This is a genomic window from Ornithinimicrobium avium, assembly GCF_003351765.1.
In the GTDB taxonomy this organism is placed as follows: domain Bacteria; phylum Actinomycetota; class Actinomycetes; order Actinomycetales; family Dermatophilaceae; genus Ornithinicoccus; species Ornithinicoccus avius.
The window spans coordinates 1,605,718-1,622,811 of sequence record NZ_CP031229.1 but is presented as its reverse complement, the minus strand read 5'-3'; the positions used below and the strand labels follow the sequence as shown (position 1 = coordinate 1,622,811).

The 17,094-nt window shown below is 66.5% G+C and carries 11 protein-coding genes, 2 pseudogenes and 1 CRISPR repeat array; of the genes and pseudogenes, 9 read left to right on the top strand and 4 right to left on the bottom strand.

Annotated elements, in window-relative coordinates:
- Nucleotides 1-109 precede the first annotated feature (109 nt).
- The 3 genes from cas6 to cas2 are packed head-to-tail and all read left to right on the top strand — an operon-like array spanning nucleotide 110 to nucleotide 2,989.
- Nucleotides 110-856, top strand: a complete 747-nt coding sequence (cas6, locus tag DV701_RS07320; RefSeq protein ID WP_114927721.1) for a CRISPR system precrRNA processing endoribonuclease RAMP protein Cas6 — start codon at nucleotides 110-112, stop codon at nucleotides 854-856.
- Nucleotides 840-2,714 carry a CRISPR-associated endonuclease Cas1 gene (gene cas1, locus DV701_RS07315; RefSeq protein ID WP_114927720.1) on the top strand — a complete coding sequence of 625 codons (1,875 nt, stop codon included), beginning with the start codon at nucleotides 840-842 and terminating at the stop codon, nucleotides 2,712-2,714. The genes cas6 and cas1 overlap by 17 nt, the downstream gene beginning before the upstream one ends.
- Complete coding sequence (gene cas2 / locus DV701_RS07310) at nucleotides 2,711-2,989, top strand: CRISPR-associated endonuclease Cas2 (RefSeq protein WP_202863664.1); 279 nt, start codon at nucleotides 2,711-2,713, stop codon at nucleotides 2,987-2,989. The genes cas1 and cas2 overlap by 4 nt, the downstream gene beginning before the upstream one ends.
- Nucleotides 2,990-3,174: 185 nt before the next feature.
- Nucleotides 3,175-6,184: a CRISPR direct-repeat array (repeat unit 37 nt; unit sequence GTCAGGAAGCATCCGCCATCACAAGGCGAATAGAAAC).
- Nucleotides 6,185-6,280: 96 nt separating this feature from the next.
- On the opposite strand, the gene DV701_RS07305 is transcribed toward cas2, so the two are convergent.
- On the bottom strand, nucleotides 6,281-6,628 hold the full coding sequence (locus tag DV701_RS07305; RefSeq protein ID WP_228255331.1) for a helix-turn-helix domain-containing protein: 348 nt from the start codon (nucleotides 6,626-6,628) through the stop codon (nucleotides 6,281-6,283).
- A gap of 699 nt (nucleotides 6,629-7,327) precedes the next feature.
- Between DV701_RS07305 and ltrA the strand changes: the two genes are divergently transcribed.
- The 3 genes and pseudogenes from ltrA (at nucleotide 7,328) to DV701_RS07290 (ending at nucleotide 9,952) form a co-directional block, all read left to right on the top strand.
- Nucleotides 7,328-8,590 (top strand): group II intron reverse transcriptase/maturase, encoded by a 1,263-nt coding sequence (gene ltrA, locus DV701_RS07300; RefSeq protein WP_202863662.1) that lies wholly within the window; start codon nucleotides 7,328-7,330, stop codon nucleotides 8,588-8,590.
- 190 nt (nucleotides 8,591-8,780) lie between these two features.
- Nucleotides 8,781-9,495: pseudogene (locus DV701_RS07295) on the top strand (transposase); the annotation flags it as partial.
- 103 nt (nucleotides 9,496-9,598) lie between these two features.
- Nucleotides 9,599-9,952 (top strand): transposase family protein, encoded by a 354-nt coding sequence (locus DV701_RS07290; protein WP_228255270.1) that lies wholly within the window; start codon nucleotides 9,599-9,601, stop codon nucleotides 9,950-9,952.
- Here the strand turns inward: DV701_RS07290 and DV701_RS07285 are convergent.
- Nucleotides 9,935-11,242 carry an ISL3 family transposase gene (locus DV701_RS07285; RefSeq protein WP_114927719.1) on the bottom strand — a complete coding sequence of 436 codons (1,308 nt, stop codon included), beginning with the start codon at nucleotides 11,240-11,242 and terminating at the stop codon, nucleotides 9,935-9,937. The genes DV701_RS07290 and DV701_RS07285 overlap by 18 nt on opposite strands.
- A gap of 614 nt (nucleotides 11,243-11,856) precedes the next feature.
- Nucleotides 11,857-12,339 (bottom strand): annotated as a pseudogene (locus tag DV701_RS07280) (ATP-binding protein); the annotation flags it as partial.
- 36 nt (nucleotides 12,340-12,375) lie between these two features.
- Here DV701_RS07280 and DV701_RS07275 point away from each other — a divergent pair.
- A complete protein-coding gene (locus DV701_RS07275; protein ID WP_202863661.1) occupies nucleotides 12,376-13,245 on the top strand; it encodes an IS1634 family transposase in 870 nt (289 codons plus the stop codon).
- A gap of 390 nt (nucleotides 13,246-13,635) precedes the next feature.
- Here DV701_RS07275 and DV701_RS07270 read toward each other — a convergent pair whose 3' ends face one another.
- Nucleotides 13,636-14,568, bottom strand: coding sequence for a hypothetical protein (locus DV701_RS07270; protein WP_162802866.1), 933 nt, complete (start codon nucleotides 14,566-14,568; stop codon nucleotides 13,636-13,638).
- 263 nt (nucleotides 14,569-14,831) lie between these two features.
- Between DV701_RS07270 and DV701_RS07265 the strand changes: the two genes are divergently transcribed.
- Together DV701_RS07265 and DV701_RS07260 are read left to right on the top strand one after the other, a co-directional pair.
- Nucleotides 14,832-15,173, top strand: coding sequence for a hypothetical protein (locus DV701_RS07265; RefSeq protein ID WP_114927717.1), 342 nt, complete (start codon nucleotides 14,832-14,834; stop codon nucleotides 15,171-15,173).
- Entirely contained in the window at nucleotides 15,170-16,639 is a 1,470-nt protein-coding gene (locus DV701_RS07260; protein ID WP_162802865.1) for a hypothetical protein, read from the top strand. Before DV701_RS07265 ends, DV701_RS07260 begins: the two co-directional genes overlap by 4 nt.
- Nucleotides 16,640-17,094: the final 455 nt, after the last annotated feature.

Sequence of the window (17,094 nt, the reverse complement as noted above, 5' to 3'; positions counted from 1 at the left end):
GCAGCGTGGAGACCAGGTCTTCCCCATCGAGAAACGCGATGGCGGCGGGCGGGTCGTCGGCTGCTCCGGGTTCGGCACGTTCGCAGCAGCCCCGGAGGCGGTGGGGTAGGTGCCGAGCCGATGGTGGATCCCGGTCGAGGGCGTCGACATGTCGTGCGTGCGCATCGAGCACGTCCACGCTGCGATCTCGCGATGGTTCGACCGCTCTCTGGCCGAGCATCACAGCGGGTCGAAGCCATACACCATCTCGCCGCCGGCCACCGACGATGAGGGGCGCTCCGGCATCGAGCTGTCCGTCTTGAGCGACGAGGCGCACCGACGCTTCTTCCAAGGGGCGGAGGTCGGTGCGGCGATCCGGCTCGGGCACCAGCAGGGCGCCATCGGTATGCCTATCTCCATGCACCGTCACTCGTGGGCCGACATGGCTCAGTCCGTGGTCGCTCGTGCGTGGAATGTAGATCTGATCACGCCGACGACGTTCCGCAACGGCGATCGATCCAGCCCGCTGCCGAACGTGCGCACCATCATGACCAGCCTGTCCCAGTCGTGGGCGACCTGGGGGGCCACTCCTGCACCAGACTCGCTGACTGCCACCCGCGGCACCTGGGTGTCGGGTCTCGAGCTCAGCTCGACCAGCGTGTCCTTCCCGGTCAACCAGCGCGGCAAGCGCACCATCGCGGAGGTGGTGGGGTCGCTGGGCACCTTGCAGCTGATGGCCACGGAGGAAGCCGCGAGGGCCACCGGTCCGCTCCTGCAGTGGGCCGCCTACACCGGTCTGGGTGGGATGACACGCAGAGGGCTGGGGATGGTGCGCATCGAGCCTCTCGCGGTCGGATCACATGGCCGCCCCGGCTAACCCCTTCACCCCGGACCTGCTGCGGACCGCGTGGAAGGGCGTCCGGGACGGGGTCGACGAACGCGAAGCACCCAGTCCTGCGATCGCCAGGTTCGAGCAAGACCTCGACGCCAACCTGGAGCTCCACGACCGAGAACTGTCCACGTGTGAGTACCGACCGCGCGACCTCACCCAGGTGGCTCTCACCGAGTCTGACCGCGTCAGGGTGCTGTCGGTTCCTGCTGTCCGTGATCGGGTCGTGGCGCGTGCCGTGCTGGCAATCGCGACACCGGTCGTAGACCCGCTTCTCGGTCCTGCTGCATACGCGTTCAGGCCGGGGCTGGGTGTCTCGGACGCGGTCCAGGCGGTGGCCAGGCTCCGGGACGACGGCAACGAGTGGGCTGCACGGCTGGACGTGGACGAATGCTTCCCGACGATCCCCGTCGCATATGCCCGCCGTCTGCTGCAGGCAGCCCTGGACGGCCAGGACCATGTCCTGTCGGTGGTTGACTTTCTGCTCGATCGCCTCGTCGTCGTGCCGAGGAAGGGCAGACGCCACCAACTCGGCCTACCGCAAGGCTGCCCGCTCTCACCACTGCTGGCCAACCTCGTCCTCGCGGAGTTCGACAGCGATCTGCTGGACCAAGGCTTCCCTGTGGTCAGGTATGCCGACGACATCTGCATACCCGTCGCCGACGAACAGGATGCCTGGGAAGCACTCCGGGAGGCCCATCATTCACTGAGGAGGCTCGACATGGCCCCTGGAGCAGAAGACTCCCAGGTGATGTCCTTCGCCCAAGGCTTCAGCTTCCTGGGCGAAGACTTCGGCCCTCGCTACCCGCCTGCGATCGAGGAGCTCCGTGTTGCCGAGCCGGCCGCGAAGACGCTCTACGCAGCACGGCAAGGAGGAAGGGTCCGGATCGCCTCCGGCCGCGTCATCGTCGAGGACAAGAAGAGCAACAGCCTGGTCGACGTCCCCCAGTCCCACGTCGGAAGGATCGTCTGCTTCGGCTCGATGGGCCTCAGCGCCGGTGTCCGGGCCTGGGCGCTGAGCAACGACGTCGAGGTCGTCCTCGCATCGCGACGAGGCACCTACCTCGGAGCGATGGTGGGCGCAGGGACCGCCAGGGCATCACGCATCCGAGGGCAGATCATCGCCGCAGGGTCCGAACGCGCACAGGCGATCGCCACGGCCATGGTTGAGGCCAAGATCCGCAATCAGATTGTCGCCCTGCAAAGGTTCGGACGCAGGGCGCACAAAGAGCAGGTCGAGCCCGCGATCAGGAGCATGCGACGGCTCCTGCCGATGACCAGCGAGGCAGGAACCCGGTCCGAGCTCATGGGCCTTGAGGGTGCCGCCGCAGCAGCCTACTTCCCCGCCCTGGGGGCTCTGGTCCCCGAGACCCTGAGATTCGACCGCAGGTCGCGGCAGCCACCCCTGGACGTACCGAACGCCGCACTGTCCTTCCTGTACACGATCCTGCACGGCGAATGCATCACCGCACTGCACTCGGTGGGTCTCGAACCAGCCTTCGGCGTGCTCCACAGCGAGGCGGACGACCGGCCAGCGCTCAGCCTCGACCTGATGGAGGAGTTCCGCCCACTGGTCGTCGACCAGGTCGTCCTCCGACTGTGCCGTTCCGGTGCGCTCACCCCTGCGTCCGCACGGACCGAGAAGAACCGGAGCGGCATCTGGCTGACCAAGACTGCTCGGGCGAGCATCTTGCACAGCTACGAGACCCGGATGCTGTCACGGACGAGCGGCGGACTGCCAGGCTTCACCGGAACCCTGCGCCGGCACGTCTATCGTCAGGCGCAACGACTGGCGTTGGCCCTCACCGACTCGTCCAAGACCTGGACCGGGATCTCCTGGCGATGATCGTCGTGGCCGCCTACGATGTCCGAGCAGACGAGCGACGAAGCCGCATCGCTGCCACCCTGCAAGCATGGGGCGACCGGATACAGAAGTCAGTCTTCGTGCTCGACATCTCGAGCGAGGACCTGGATGAGTTGTGCAGCCGCATCGGCGCCGTGATGGACCCGGACGAGGACTCCTTCTACGTCTTCACGCAGTGTGGCACCTGCTGGTCCAGCACCCGGTGCATCGGACAGGCGAACAAGCCAGAACAGACCCTGTACTGGCTCGCTCTATGAGCACCAGGGAGTCCCGATCCTGGGTGGGCGCACCGCCAAGCCTCTCACCCGCGAAGTGTACAAGCCCATGACCAGGCCTGATGCCGTTCAGGCTCCAGGTGCTGCCCCCGTCCCCGCTCAACAGCGACCCAACTGTGCAGAACCTCGACGAACACGCTGGTCAGAGGGGTCTCATCTAGGGTAGGGTCAGGAAGCATCCGCCATCACAAGGCGAATAGAAACGTCTCGCAGAGCTCCATCGGGCCGTTGAGGTCGACGTCAGGAAGCATCCGCCATCACAAGGCGAATAGAAACGCTCCGAGGTCGTCGGCTCCGGCTCCGAGGTCGTCGTCAGGAAGCATCCGCCATCACAAGGCGAATAGAAACGGGGCAGTCGAGCTCCCCCGCCGTGTAGACATGAGTGCCGGTCAGGAAGCATCCGCCATCACAAGGCGAATAGAAACGCCATCCACACCGGGTCACACCACGACTGGTCGTGTCAGGAAGCATCCGCCATCACAAGGCGAATAGAAACGCCACTCGGGGCAGCCATCAGCGATGACGAGGTTGTCAGGAAGCATCCGCCATCACAAGGCGAATAGAAACCGCCGGGCGAGGCGGCACACCCGCTCGTCCTCGCGTCAGGAAGCATCCGCCATCACAAGGCGAATAGAAACCAGCGTCGGGTGCCGGAGTGACCTGGACGTACTGTCAGGAAGCATCCGCCATCACAAGGCGAATAGAAACGAGGCCGCTGAGCGTCTCGAGCTGCTCGTAGAGCTTGCGGCCGAGTCAGGAAGCATCCGCCATCACAAGGCGAATAGAAACTCGGCGGGGTCGTAGCCGTCCCAGTCGCGCTCGGGTCAGGAAGCATCCGCCATCACAAGGCGAATAGAAACAGGCCGAGACCGACCTTGGCGCTGATACTCAGTCAGGAAGCATCCGCCATCACAAGGCGAATAGAAACCGCCGAGCCGCGATGGGTGGTCTGCCGGGATTGTGCGAGGTCAGGAAGCATCCGCCATCACAAGGCGAATAGAAACCGATGTGGGCGAAGCCCTCGTCGTCGAGCACCATGTGGGTCAGGAAGCATCCGCCATCACAAGGCGAATAGAAACCGTCGAGCCCATCATGAGGAGCGGCAGTAGGAGCAGGAGTCAGGAAGCATCCGCCATCACAAGGCGAATAGAAACGAAGTCGTCCTTGTTGAGGTTGGTCAACTTCTGCGAGTCAGGAAGCATCCGCCATCACAAGGCGAATAGAAACAAGAACAAGGCGCGGGCTCCCCGCGCAGACAAGTAGTCAGGAAGCATCCGCCATCACAAGGCGAATAGAAACGCGACGAGGGTGGTGGCGACCGTCTGCGCGGTCCGGGGTCAGGAAGCATCCGCCATCACAAGGCGAATAGAAACCAGCCTCGAGGAACTTGTGGCCGAACTGGCAGAGTCAGGAAGCATCCGCCATCACAAGGCGAATAGAAACTTGCACCAGTAGCCGGCCTGCTGGAGGGTCATGTCAGGAAGCATCCGCCATCACAAGGCGAATAGAAACCAGGTGCGGCAGCCCCGGTCAGGAAGCATCCGCCATCACAAGGCGAATAAAAACGCATCGGCCCGACCAGCTGGATGTGGATGTAGCTGCCGTCAGGAAGCATCCGCCATCACAAGGCGAATAAAAACGGTGCAGTTGATGTTTTACCTCTCTGCGGCTGGTGAAGTCAGGAAGCATCCGCCATCACAAGGCGAATAGAAACGTAGATTAGGATCCAGCTGCTGAGCGGTAGCTCATCGTTGAGTCAGGAAGCATCCGCCATCACAAGGCGAATAGAAACGTCGGTGATCAGCACCTGTTCCTCGACCTCGCCGGTGAGTCAGGAAGCATCCGCCATCACAAGGCGAATAGAAACGATTAGCTGCTAGTGTTGCGCAGTGCACCATCTCACGCGTCAGGAAGCATCCGCCATCACAAGGCGAATAGAAACGCCTCGCCCAGCCCGAACGCCGTGCCCTTCACCGAGTCAGGAAGCATCCGCCATCACAAGGCGAATAGAAACAACATCGGAGCCGAAGCTTCCGACCCTGCAGCGCGTCAGGAAGCATCCGCCATCACAAGGCGAATAGAAACGGAGGAGGCGGCGGCGTGTAGACCGGGGGCGGCGAGCTTGTCAGGAAGCATCCGCCATCACAAGGCGAATAGAAACATCTCCACGTCCCGGCCACCGACCATCACCTGGTCAGGAAGCATCCGCCATCACAAGGCGAATAGAAACGGAACCACTGCCCGGGATCGGTCAGGCTGAGGGTGATGTCAGGAAGCATCCGCCATCACAAGGCGAATAGAAACTCCCCAGGCGGACTAGTCGTCTCCTCCACAGGGGTCGAGTCAGGAAGCATCCGCCATCACAAGGCGAATAGAAACAGGTTGTCGACGACGGGCGAGTTGTTGACCGTGATGTCAGGAAGCATCCGCCATCACAAGGCGAATAGAAACAAGCCATCGCCAGCGGTACGGACTGCTCGCCGACGGTCAGGAAGCATCCGCCATCACAAGGCGAATAGAAAGAACAGGCAGCCTCCGTCGATCAGCGTCTGCAGATCACGTCAGGAAGCATCCGCCATCACAAGGCGAATAGAAACAGTAGGGACAGAAGTGTTGACTTAGCCGCAGACGGGTCAGGAAGCATCCGCCATCACAAGGCGAATAGAAACGAGGTCGCCGTCGCGCGAGTAGTCAAACTCGCGGACGTCAGGAAGCATCCGCCATCACAAGGCGAATAGAAACGGAGGAGGCGGCGGCGTGTAGAGCGGGGGCGGCGAGCTTGTCAGGAAGCATCCGCCATCACAAGGCGAATAGAAACGATTTCGCCGCTCTTGATGACTGCGAGGACGGTCCTGGTCAGGAAGCATCCGCCATCACAAGGCGAATAGAAACAGCTGCCCTTTCCGCCATGAGGACTCCTGCTGGATGGGTCAGGAAGCATCCGCCATCACAAGGCGAATAGAAACGTGGCGCCGTAGCGCCTCCTGGACTGAACGGTGTCAGGAAGCATCCGCCATCACAAGGCGAATAGAAACTCAGCCTCAGGCGGACAGCACGTCGAGCGCCTTCTGTCAGGAAGCATCCGCCATCACAAGGCGAATAGAAACGGGATGACGGGAATCGAACCCGCGATCTCAGGTGTCAGGAAGCGTCCGCCATCACAAGGCGAATGGAAACCATCTTCTTGGCTGCGTTGATCGCCTGGTCCTTGGTCAGGAAGCATCCGCCATCACAAGGTCGATGCCGAGGCGGCAACGGCCGAAGAAGATCCTGTCACCATCGGCGAAGTATGAGATCTGGCTGCGGCTGGTCCGGGTCGATCGGGCGAGCATCAGCCCGCACCCGGTTCACGTTGTCCCCGAAGCACCGGATCGAGCCGGTCCACCCGACCCGCTCGGCGAGCACCGTAGCGGGCATGTCCGGGGTCTCCGCCAGCAACGCCCGCACCTGAGCCTCGAACGGCGTGAACGACGTCGGCCCGCTCTTGCGGACGTACCGCGGCGGCCCCTCGGAGTTGGCGGCCTTGATGACCGTGGTCCTCGAGATGCCCAGCTGTCGGGCGATCGCCGCCTTCGGCACACCGTCCCGAGCCAGCCTCCTGATCAGCGCCCAGTCCTCCATAGTGATCACTCTCCAATCGTTGTTGGGGTGTCCACTTTTCGAGCGCCGTGACCGTCCAGTTCTCAAGCGCCGCTGACAGCGTGCAGGGTCTGTGCGTCACGAGCAATGATCAGAACCTGGTGTGCCACGAACGTCGGAGGTGCGATGTGTAGGTAGTCGTTGCTGAGGACGGTGCTGTGCAGCTGATGAAGGAAGGCCCTTCGGAGTCGCCCTGCGTGGGGGAGGCTCCAAACCGCCTCATGCTGCCCTGGCTGCAAGGCCGGGGTGGTGAGCGATGAGGAGAAGGCACCGGTTGAGGTGTCAGGTAGGGATCAGGAAGGCGAACGTGAGTGAATCGCCGTTGAAGTGTCGAGATGATAATCAACACGACATCGAAACCGGGGTTTCAGGTTGTCCCCGGGATGAGCCTGGCGGGAGCCCGCTGACTGGCCAGGTGGTGTCCGGCATGAAGGCGACGCGAGCCTGGTCTGCGGCTGCTGCACGGAACGTGGGAAGGCCCATCCCGATACGTCTACCCGTGGGGGTGGAGAGAGGAAGACCACCAAGCAGCAGAAACTGCGAGGTGCTGAGTACCGATGCGGGATGGGTTGGCGGACTGGCTCGTAGTAGCGGCGAAGTGCCTGTAATGGGCGTGGAGCGAAGGGGCCAGGCCACCGTGATCTGTTCGTCGGGTCAACCACAAGGGTGGGAGGAACCGCGGTGAGCACGTCACTGACGGAAGGCAAGTCGTTCGAGATCTCCAAGTGGGAGGTGTGGCAGGCGTATGAGCGGGTGAAGGCGAACAAGGGCGCTTCGGGGGTGGATGAGGTGACCATCGAGGAGTTCGAGGCCGATCTACGGGGCAACCTGTACAAGGTTTGGAATCGGATGTCCTCGGGGTCCTACTTCCCGCCGCCGGTGCGCGCGGTGCCGATCCCCAAGCCTGACGGCAAGGTCAGGGTGCTCGGGGTACCAACTGTCGCGGACAGGATCGCCCAGACCGTGGTCGCGGCCCGGCTGGAGGCCAGGGTGGAACCGATGTTCCACCCTGACTCCTACGGGTACCGGCCGCGGCGGTCGGCCCTGGATGCGGTAGCGGTGACCCGGCGACGATGCTGGAGCAAGGACTGGGTGCTCGATCTGGACATCCGCGCGTTCTTCGACAGCGTCGACCATGACCTGCTGCTCAAGGCGGTGGAGGCCAACACCGAGGACCGTTGGGTGGTGCTGTACGTGCGGCGCTGGTTGGCTGCGCCGATGGTGCATCCCGACGGCAGCGTTCAGGACCGAGACCGTGGCACCCCGCAGGGGTCCGCGGTTTCACCGGTCCTGGCGAACCTGTTTCTGCACTATGCGTTCGATGCCTGGATGGCCCGGGAGTTCCCCTCCGTCCAGTTCGAACGCTACGTCGATGACGTGGTGGTGCATGCCGCCACACGCGGCCACGCAGAGCGGCTGCGTTCGGCGATCGCTGCCCGGATGATCGAGGTCGGGCTGGAACTGCACCCGGACAAGACCAAGATCGTGTACTGCAAGGACGACAACCGGCGCGGCTCTCACGAGCACGAGTCGTTCACGTTCTTGGGCTACACCTTCCGGACCCGGTCGGCGCGGAACAAGCACGGGCGGAAGTTCGCCTCGTTCTTGCCCGCGGTGTCCCGGGAAGCCCTGGTGGCGATGGGCAGACAGGTTCGCAGGTGGCGCATCCACCTGCGCACCGGTGGAAGCCTTACCGACCTCGCCCGATGGATGAATCCCATCGTGCGGGGCTGGATGCAGTACTACGGGGCGTTCTATCGCTCTGAGTTGTATCCCCTGCTGCGCCGCATCAACACCTATCTGGTGCGGTGGGCCCGCAAGAAGTATCGAGCGTTGCATGGGTTCAAGAAGGTCAAGGCATGGTGGCGGGCGCTGGTCGCTCGCTACCCGCGTGGGTTCGCCCACTGGGCCTGGACCCGGGACTTCCTTCCGACAGGGTGGTAAGAGCCGTGTGACGGGAGACTGTCACGCACGGTTCTGTGGGAGCCGGGGGGTGAGATTCCCCCCGGCCACCCGACTGGATGGCCCTCGGCGGGGTGACGTGAAAGTGGCGTACCTCCCGAGCAAGATCTGAAAGCCCATAGAAGTTCTGATCAGGGTCGGCGTTGGCGCGCCGGCTCGGGAAGGTACGCCCATGCTCAAGGTAGTCCAGGAGAGCACCGAGTCCAACGTCGACGCGACCGCTGGGGGGTGGGTCGCTGCTGGATGAGATCGTGCGCGACGGCGCCAGGCAGATGCTCGCGGCCGCACTGCAGGCCGAGGTCGCCGCCTACGTCGAGCGGTACGCGCACGAGGTCGATGAGCACGGCCACCGGCTGGTGGTGCGTAACGGGTACCACGCGCCCCGGGTGGTGACCACCGCCGCTGGTGCGGTCCCGGTGCGCCAGCCGCGGGTCAACGACCGGCGGGTGGATGAGGCCACCGGTGAGCGCAAGCGGTTCGCCTCGGCGATTCTGCCCGCGTGGGCCCGCAAGAGCCCGCAGCTGGCCGAGGTGCTGCCGTTGCTGTACCTGCACGGCCTGTCCTCCAGCGACTTCGCCCCGGCGCTGACCCAGTTCCTCGGCACCGCCTCGGGGCTGTCGGCCAAGGCGATCACCCGGCTGACCGAGCAGTGGCAAGCCGAGGCCGCCGCGTTCAACAAGCGGTCGCTGGCCGAGACCGACTACGTGTACGTGTGGGTCGACGGGATCCACCTCAAGGTCCGCCTGACCCAGGACAAGGTCTGCCTGCTGGTCATGGTCGGCGTCCGCGCCGACGGCACCAAGGAGCTCGTCGCGCTCGAGGACGGGCACCGCGAGTTCACCGAGTCCTGGGCCGACCTGCTGCGCTCGTGCAAGCGCCGCGGCATGGCGGTTCTTCGACTTTGAGCGTGGTGGGGGCCCTGAAGGAGGGCTCGCGGCCCTGCGCCAGCATGGGTGTTGTCAAGGCATCCAAGTAGCGAGGACCGCGAGCGTGCACAAGCCTACGTTCGACGTCGATGCGGCGTCGATCCTGTTCAACCTGCCCGGCTACCAGGTGGTCTCGGCCAGCCCTGCCGTCGGCGACCAGCCGCGGCAGGTGATCGTCGAGACCATCGCGTCCGAGGGCGCCTGCCCGTCCTGCGGGGTGCTGTCCTGCCGGGTCCAGGCCCGCCCGGTCCAGCACGTCAAGGACGTGCCCTGCGGGGGTGAGCGCCTCGACGTCGTCGTGCGCAAGCGCCGCTACGCCTGCACCGAGGAGCTCTGCCCGCGCCGCTCGTTCACCGAGGAGACCGACCAGCTGCCGGTCCGGGCCAGGGTAACGGGCTCTTCACAATCGAGGGTGTAGTTGGGGTCTGAATCCACCGGCCTCGAGGAGTGCTCGGGCGATGTAGTGGGTGAGGTTGCGGAAGCCGAGGGCCAGGCCGCGGAGATGCTCAAGGCGACCGTTGATCGCTTCGCTGGGTCCGTTGCTGGTGCGGGGCCGCTCGAAGTAGGCCAGGACGTCGCAGGCGCGTCTGGCCAGGGTGCGGCCCAGCTTGCGCAGCTCGACCAGCCGGGCGGGGACGCCGCTGCTCAGCGCTTCGATGACCGAGGCCATCTCTGCCCGGCCGGCGGTCCGGTCCGGGGCGCGGTAGGCGTAGATCATCCGCTGGTAGATGCCCCAGGTGCACTCCACCTCGGTGTGCTGCTCGGTGGCGAAGAGCTTCTCGACGCGCTCGTGCTGGCGGTCGGTGAGCAGGTCGGCGCCGGTGTGCAGGGTCCGTCGCGCGGAGTACAGCGGGTCGCCCTTGCGGCCCCGGTGGCCGTGCAGCTCCTGCTGCACCCGGCGCCGGCACTCGTCCAGTGCCTCCCCGCCCAGGCGGACCACGTGGAACGGATCCATCACCGGCACAGCGTCTGGCAGCTCTTCGCTGGTCGCCGTCTTGAAGCCGGAGAAGCCGTCCATGGCCACGACCTCGATCCCCTCGCGCCAGGCCTGGTCGCGCTCGGCCAGCCAGGTCTTGAACGCCTTCTTGCTGCGGCCCTCGACCATGTCGAGCAGCCGCGCGGGGCCGGTGCCGTCGCGGACCGGGGTGAGGTCGATGATGACGGTGACGTACTTGTCGCCCCGGCGGGTGTGCCGCCAACAGTGCTCGTCGACGCCAACGACGCGCACGCCCTCGAGGCGGGCCGGGTCGTCGATCAGCAGCCGCTGGCCTTCGGCCAGGACGGCGTCGTTGGCGGTGTTCCAGGAGACCGCCAGTCCCTCGGCGACGCGGGCCATCGACAGGTGCTGGACCACGATGCCGACCAGTCCCCACCGCAGCCCGGCGCGGGAGATCTTCGCCCGCGGCGGCGCCGCGGCGGTGGTGTCCTGGCGCCACACGTGAGAGCACCCGGTACACCGGTACCGCCGGACCGTGATGAGCAGGATGGTGGGTCGCCACCCGAACGGCACGTGCGCCAGCTGCCTGGTCACGGTGTCGCGCGGCACGCCCTGGCACCCGCACCGACGGCACCAGTCATCCGGCTCCAGGACCCGGCAGGCCAGGACCGCCCGGTCGGGCTCGAGCAGCTGCCCAGTAGCCGCCAGGCCGAGGGCGTCCAGCCCGGTGAAAGTAGTCAGGTCGGGGCGCGTGAAGGTAGCGTCGTGCACGTCGAGGTCTTTCGGATGGCTGCGTGTAGGAACCTCCATCTTCGGAAGACCTCGACGCCTACCCCCGTACCGACGCGCCGATCCCGCTCACGCCACCCCTACACCCTCGTTTGTGAAGAGCCGCCATACCTACTCCTCATCGAACAGGGTCCCGCCGCGTAGTTGGCGTCGAGTTCTTCGCCGAACAGTCACCACATGCGGGAACATCCCAAGCCCCCCTGCTGGCGAGGCTGGGAAGATCATCGATAAAAGTCGGGCAAATGCTGGAAGACACGCCGAGGCCATCCCCGATCATTCTTATGGGGGCTGGCGGCAACAATGCCTGGGACGCTGGCTACCTCAGCCTCGATCCGCCGACTCTGTTTTCTTGAGCGGGGTGGAGTACTGCTGAAGGGGATCGGTGGACCGGTTGTGCATCTGGGCATGGCGGACCTGCCGGTCTGTCCGGCTTTTCCACTTGGGGTCGTTCCTCGTCGGGGCGGGGGGTCGGCGCCAGGCGGGGTTGAGAATGACAAGTCCATTTGGCCCCACTGTGCTGTTCTGATTTGGCCCCACCCTCGGGGGGTTGGGGCGTGCGGGTCGGTCAGCCCGTTGGGGCGTGCCCGACCTGGTGGTCAGGTGGTGGCGGCTCCTTTCTTGGCTGCGCGGGTCGCGGTGAGGCGGTAGGAGTCGGTGCCGGTGTTGATGATGTGGGCGCGGAAGGTGAGGCGGTCCACGACAGCGGCGGCCAGGCGGGGGTCGGTGAAGGTGGAGCCCCACTCACTGAAGGGTGCGTTGGAGGCACAGGCGATCGAGGCCCGTTCCTCGCGGGCTGTGATGATCTGGAAGAGCAGCTCGGCGCCGCGGGGATCGAGGCTGACGTAGCCGATTTCGTCCAGGCACAGCAGGTCCAGGCGGGTGTAACGGCCGACCAGGCGGGAGAGTTGTTTCTCATCGGCGGCTTCGACGAGTTCGTTGACCAGGGCCGCGGTGGTGACGTACCGCACGCGGCGGCCTTGCTCGGCGGCTGCGGTGCCCAGCCCGATGAGCAGGTGCGTTTTCCCGGTGCCGGAGTCCCCGAGCAGGACCAGGGGTTCTCCGGCGTCGATCCAGGCTCCGCCGGGGACGACCTTGCCGGGTGGAACCTGCACCGGATGGTCTGGGTCGCCGACCGCGGCTTCGCCACGGCCACCAACCGGGCCTACCTCACCAAGGGCGGCGGGCCCTACATCCACGCCGAGAAGCTGCGGCACACCAACACCGAAGCGAGGGCTGCGCTGGCCCGGGCCGGCCGGTACAAGACGGTCGCGGGCAACCTGCGCCTCAAGGAGGTCCACGTCAACCCGAACGACCCCGCCACCGGCGGGGACGGCGACGGTGGGATGCGCGCGCAACGGTTCGTGATCGCTCACAACCCCGAGCAGGCCGACCGCGACGAGGCTGTCCGGGCCAACCTGGTCAAGCACCTGGAAGGGTTGATCGCCGGCTCCGACGACTGGACCGCCCGCAAGCGAGACGAGCTGGTCGGGTCGCTGAAAGCCAAGCCCGGCCTGCGCCGCTACCTGCGCCGCACCGCCTCCGGGCTGCTACGCATCGACCAGGGCGCGATCAAGACCGAGGCGCACCTGGACGGCAAGTGGCTGCTACGCACCTGCGACCCCACCCTGTCCCCCGAGGACCTGGCCGCGGCGTACAAGCAGCTCCTGGCGGTCGAGCGCGGCTGGCGCGACATGAAGGGCCACCTCGGGCTGCGCCCGGTGTTCCACCACCGCGAGGATCGCATCCCCGCCCACGTCCAGCTGTGCTGGCTGGCGCTGCTGTTGATCCGCGTCGTCGAGAACGCGACCGGCGACACGTGGCGCAACGTCCGCCACGAGCTCGACCGCCTGCACCTGGTCACCCTGGCCACCGGTGCCGGCACCGTGGCCCAACGCACCGCCCTGACCGCCGGGCACAAGAACATCCTTGCCGCGCTCGACCTCCCCGAACCACGCCGCTACCACGACTTCAGCACCACGACCTGAGGCCAGCGCGCGCCTCCTGCCCACCGGCACTTGCCGGCGGCCTGTAGTAACACAACCCTCGCACGCCCGAGGGCCGCTATTCCGCGCCATCACCGGGAAGAACGCCGATCCGCGTGCCTACCATCTGCGGAACTCCGGCCTGATGACCGGCACGGGGAGCAAGCATCGAAGGGTGATCCAAGTTGAGGACCCTACAGACGCCCGCTCGCTCGCGGCGCACCAGCAGTGCTGGCGGCCCAGCGTGCCGCGCGAAGCATAGCGACGCACGCGCCGAGGAGTCCGATAACTCCCGACGGCTCCAGAAGGCGCGGACGCGCCGGGAGCATGAGGAGCTGGCCAGGGAGGGCGCCAGGCCGGGAGCGGGCGGCGCGACCCACAAGGCACCACTCGTCAGCGACCCGTCGTGCTGAGCAGGTCCTGCGCGCCCGGTGGACCGGCCGTGAAGGCCGAGGGCTGGTGCTGCTGCTGGGGGTGCCGTAGTCGCACGGCGCGGTCGCGGGTGTGGTCGTCGGTGAAGGTCGCCGTCAGCAGGTCTGCGTAGACGCCGGCCAGGTCGTGCTGCAGGAGGTACTGGTCACCGACCTGGGCGCGGGCGCGGTCCCAGGACCGTATGGCCCACCAGGTGGCGAGAACGACGACCATGACGACGGTGGAGACGTACATGGCAGGGTCCTCGGTGACCCCCAGCCAGATCCCTACGCCGGCGTTGATGACCAGGCACGCCACCATCACCCGGTGGCTCAAGAAGGTCGAGGCGATGCCCCACATGATGGCGATCCACGTGATCCAGATCTTCCACGGTGCCAGCAGGACCATCATGGCTGGGTCGTGACGGGTCAGCCCGGAGCGCATCACCCCGACCTCGTGCGCGATGAGCGCCGCTGCCTGCTGTGGTCGCCGCTGCCCTGACCAGAGCGCGTCGACCAAGCCTTTGCTCACCACGACGGTCCGCCGGCCGAGCGCGGTGACGTCCACCTGCTGGCAGGGGCCGACCAGCAGCTCGAGCTGCTGGGGTGGGACACCGTGGCGTAGCAGGACCTGGGCCACGGGCGCCAACGCGTGCCGTTGGTGGAGCCGGTGTGCGCGTGCACGCAGGAAGACGCGGGCCAGCCACCGCTCCCCGGGCCTGGTGTCGGCGGCCGCGGCCAGCAGGAGCACGGCCACCACTGTCAGGGTCGCCGTCCCGTACCGCCCCAGGTGACGGACGGGGTCGTACCAGCCCAGAGCCCCCTCACCGATGACCAACCACATCGGGCCACTCATGAGCATCGGCACGACCAGGGCCCTGGCCCGTGCCCGCCGTGCCCTGCGCACTGCTGTCATCGCGTCACCTCCCTGAGCGACCCACGCCCCTGGGTGCCGACCAGCCACGTTCGGATCGGTGAGTCCCAGGCTTTCCGTCCCCCGCTTTGGGGGTCATGAACAGCGTGCACGCCGGCACCGACAACCCGCAGGGCTTGTCCACAGGCCGGCCCGTCCGGCTCCTCCTCCCCAGGCGGGGCCAGACCTGGTCCGTTCCCCTGCCCGACCACGTAGCCAGGGACCGGATGCCGTCACGAACGAGACACGAGAAGGGGAGCGACCACATGAGCGACACGACACCCCAGGCCGCCCGGGTCCTGGTGCAGATGCACCAGCTGCTGCGGCAGGCAGGCGCCGAGGCCTACCGGCGGGCCCGGCAGAGCCTCGACCTGGACACGGTGGCACTGGCGAGCAACCTGACGTACGCCTGCGACCTGGTGTTCCACCTGGTCCCTGAGCCATACCGAGATGCGCTCGTGGACGGGCCGGAGGTGGACGGAGCCGATCCTGTCGAACTGGCCCGACGGGCCGAGGAGCTGAGCCGGACGGCACCGGTCAACCACTTTCCCCCCGGCATGGTGCCGGTCGTCGAGATCCTCATCGAGACGGTGCGGGAGTTCTCGTGAGCCGGCGACGCCAGCCCACGACCTACCCGCCCAGCGCGGGAGAGCTGATGGACCGCGCCAACGTCCTGGCCCGCGGCCTGCTGTACGAGGCACCCCATCTGGACGGGCGGGCAATGCTGCAGGCCTGGGGAGAGGTCGTCGAAGGAGCCAGCGAGCTGTGGCGCCAGCTCCCGCAACGCTCGGACCTGCCCGGTAGCGGCAGGCAGGTCATCGACCAGCTCGAACGGTCGGCCAGGACGCTGCACCGTTCGGCCGGTGGGGGGATCGACGTGGACCCCACGCTGCAGGAGATCGGCCAGATGTTCACCGAGGCTGGCGAACTGATCACCCGCAGCGGCGTCGCCGAGCGCCGCGAGCCGGACCGGTGGACCGACGCCCAGCTGCGCGACTCCTTCGCCGCGCGCGTCAACATCATGCACACCCTCTACGTCGCTTCCCACGCCGTCTCCGTCGGCCTTGCCCAGACCGCGCTGGCAGAGCAGTTCGACCCCCGTCTGCGGGTGCACCGGGTGACCGCTGAGGAACTTCGCCACCAGGTCCTCGGCATCGAGGAGATCACCTACTCCTACATCAAGGGCCACTACCCCCAGGCGCTCGACGGGAGGCACCGCGAACCGACGGACGACACCAGGATCCCCGGCGCCATCGCCGCCTGGGACGTCCACGCACAACGGGCCCTGACCCGGGAACCCACGACCCACGCGATGACCCGGGTGGCTGGGGCAGCGTTCAGCGCGTCCGTACACGTGCACGCGCTGTGGCGTGCCGCCGTCCAGACCGGACACGTCGACCCCTGGACCTTCGACAACGAGATCAGTCCAGCGCTGGAGACCATGATCGAGACGTGGGGCGAGGCACATACCTACTTCCAGCAGCTCACCCACCATCAGGACTCGAGCCCCCTCGCGCTGAGCAGGGCAGGGTGGGAACTGGCGGACGCCATGCGCGAAGTCACCGCCACCGGGCGCATGCCCGCCTCGGTCCAGGACATGAGTGATCGTGTCGACGGGGAGTCCTTGGTCAAGTCCCTCCACCGGTTCCACGCCACCCTGACCGGCGTGGCCGGGGTCTTTCACGACGCCACCCGCAACGCCCCGCTGCTCGTGGACGCCAGAGTGGCCAACGACATACTGCGGGCCACGCCCGAGGACAACGGCCCGGGGACCCCACCCGTTCCGGACGCCACGGTCGCCCCGCGCGACGTCCTGCACAAACGCGCCATCCCACTCCCAAGAACGATCCGAGGTCGCGCCGAGGAGATCGGCCGCCAAGCGACCATGGCGACACGCGCCGCCATGCGCTCCACCCTGGCAGCAAGCGACGGCAAGCCTGACGCCATGAGCCTCCCCGCCAGCTGGACCCGCCCCGTCGAGACTGCTGGCCGGCTGTCCAACGGCCGGAGGTATGAGCGCCTCGGTGCGGCAGGAGGCAAGGTGCGTGCCATCACCGGGCAGGTGCCCGGCTGACGCATACGGAGGACCCTTGCGGCTCCGCGCCGACGAGTGGACCATCCGCTCAATAGCGGCCCCGACGTAAGTATGGCCGCCCGATCACGGACGGGGAGAGCCAGTATCCCGGGTTACCGTGGGGCGCATGCTGGCCGGGGATGACGCACTGAAGGTGAGACGTGCGGTTGAGCGCGTCGAGGAGGCGGGCCGGGAGCTGGAGGTTGCGCGCGCCAGAGTCGTGCTCCACGCGGACGTCGCGATCGCCGCCGGGGCCACTCTTTCAGCCGTCGCAGCGGCAGCAGGCTTGCGGCCCGCGACATTGCACGCATGGCTGCGTGGCCGCAGGACGCTCCCGCCAGTGTGACAGTGTCTTTCGCTTGGATCGTAATGCTTTCGGGCCTGCCCGGCGTCCGAGGCGGGGCGCGACGGTGGAGGCGCGTAGTTGAATGGCCCAGGAGCCGCGGCACCCTACG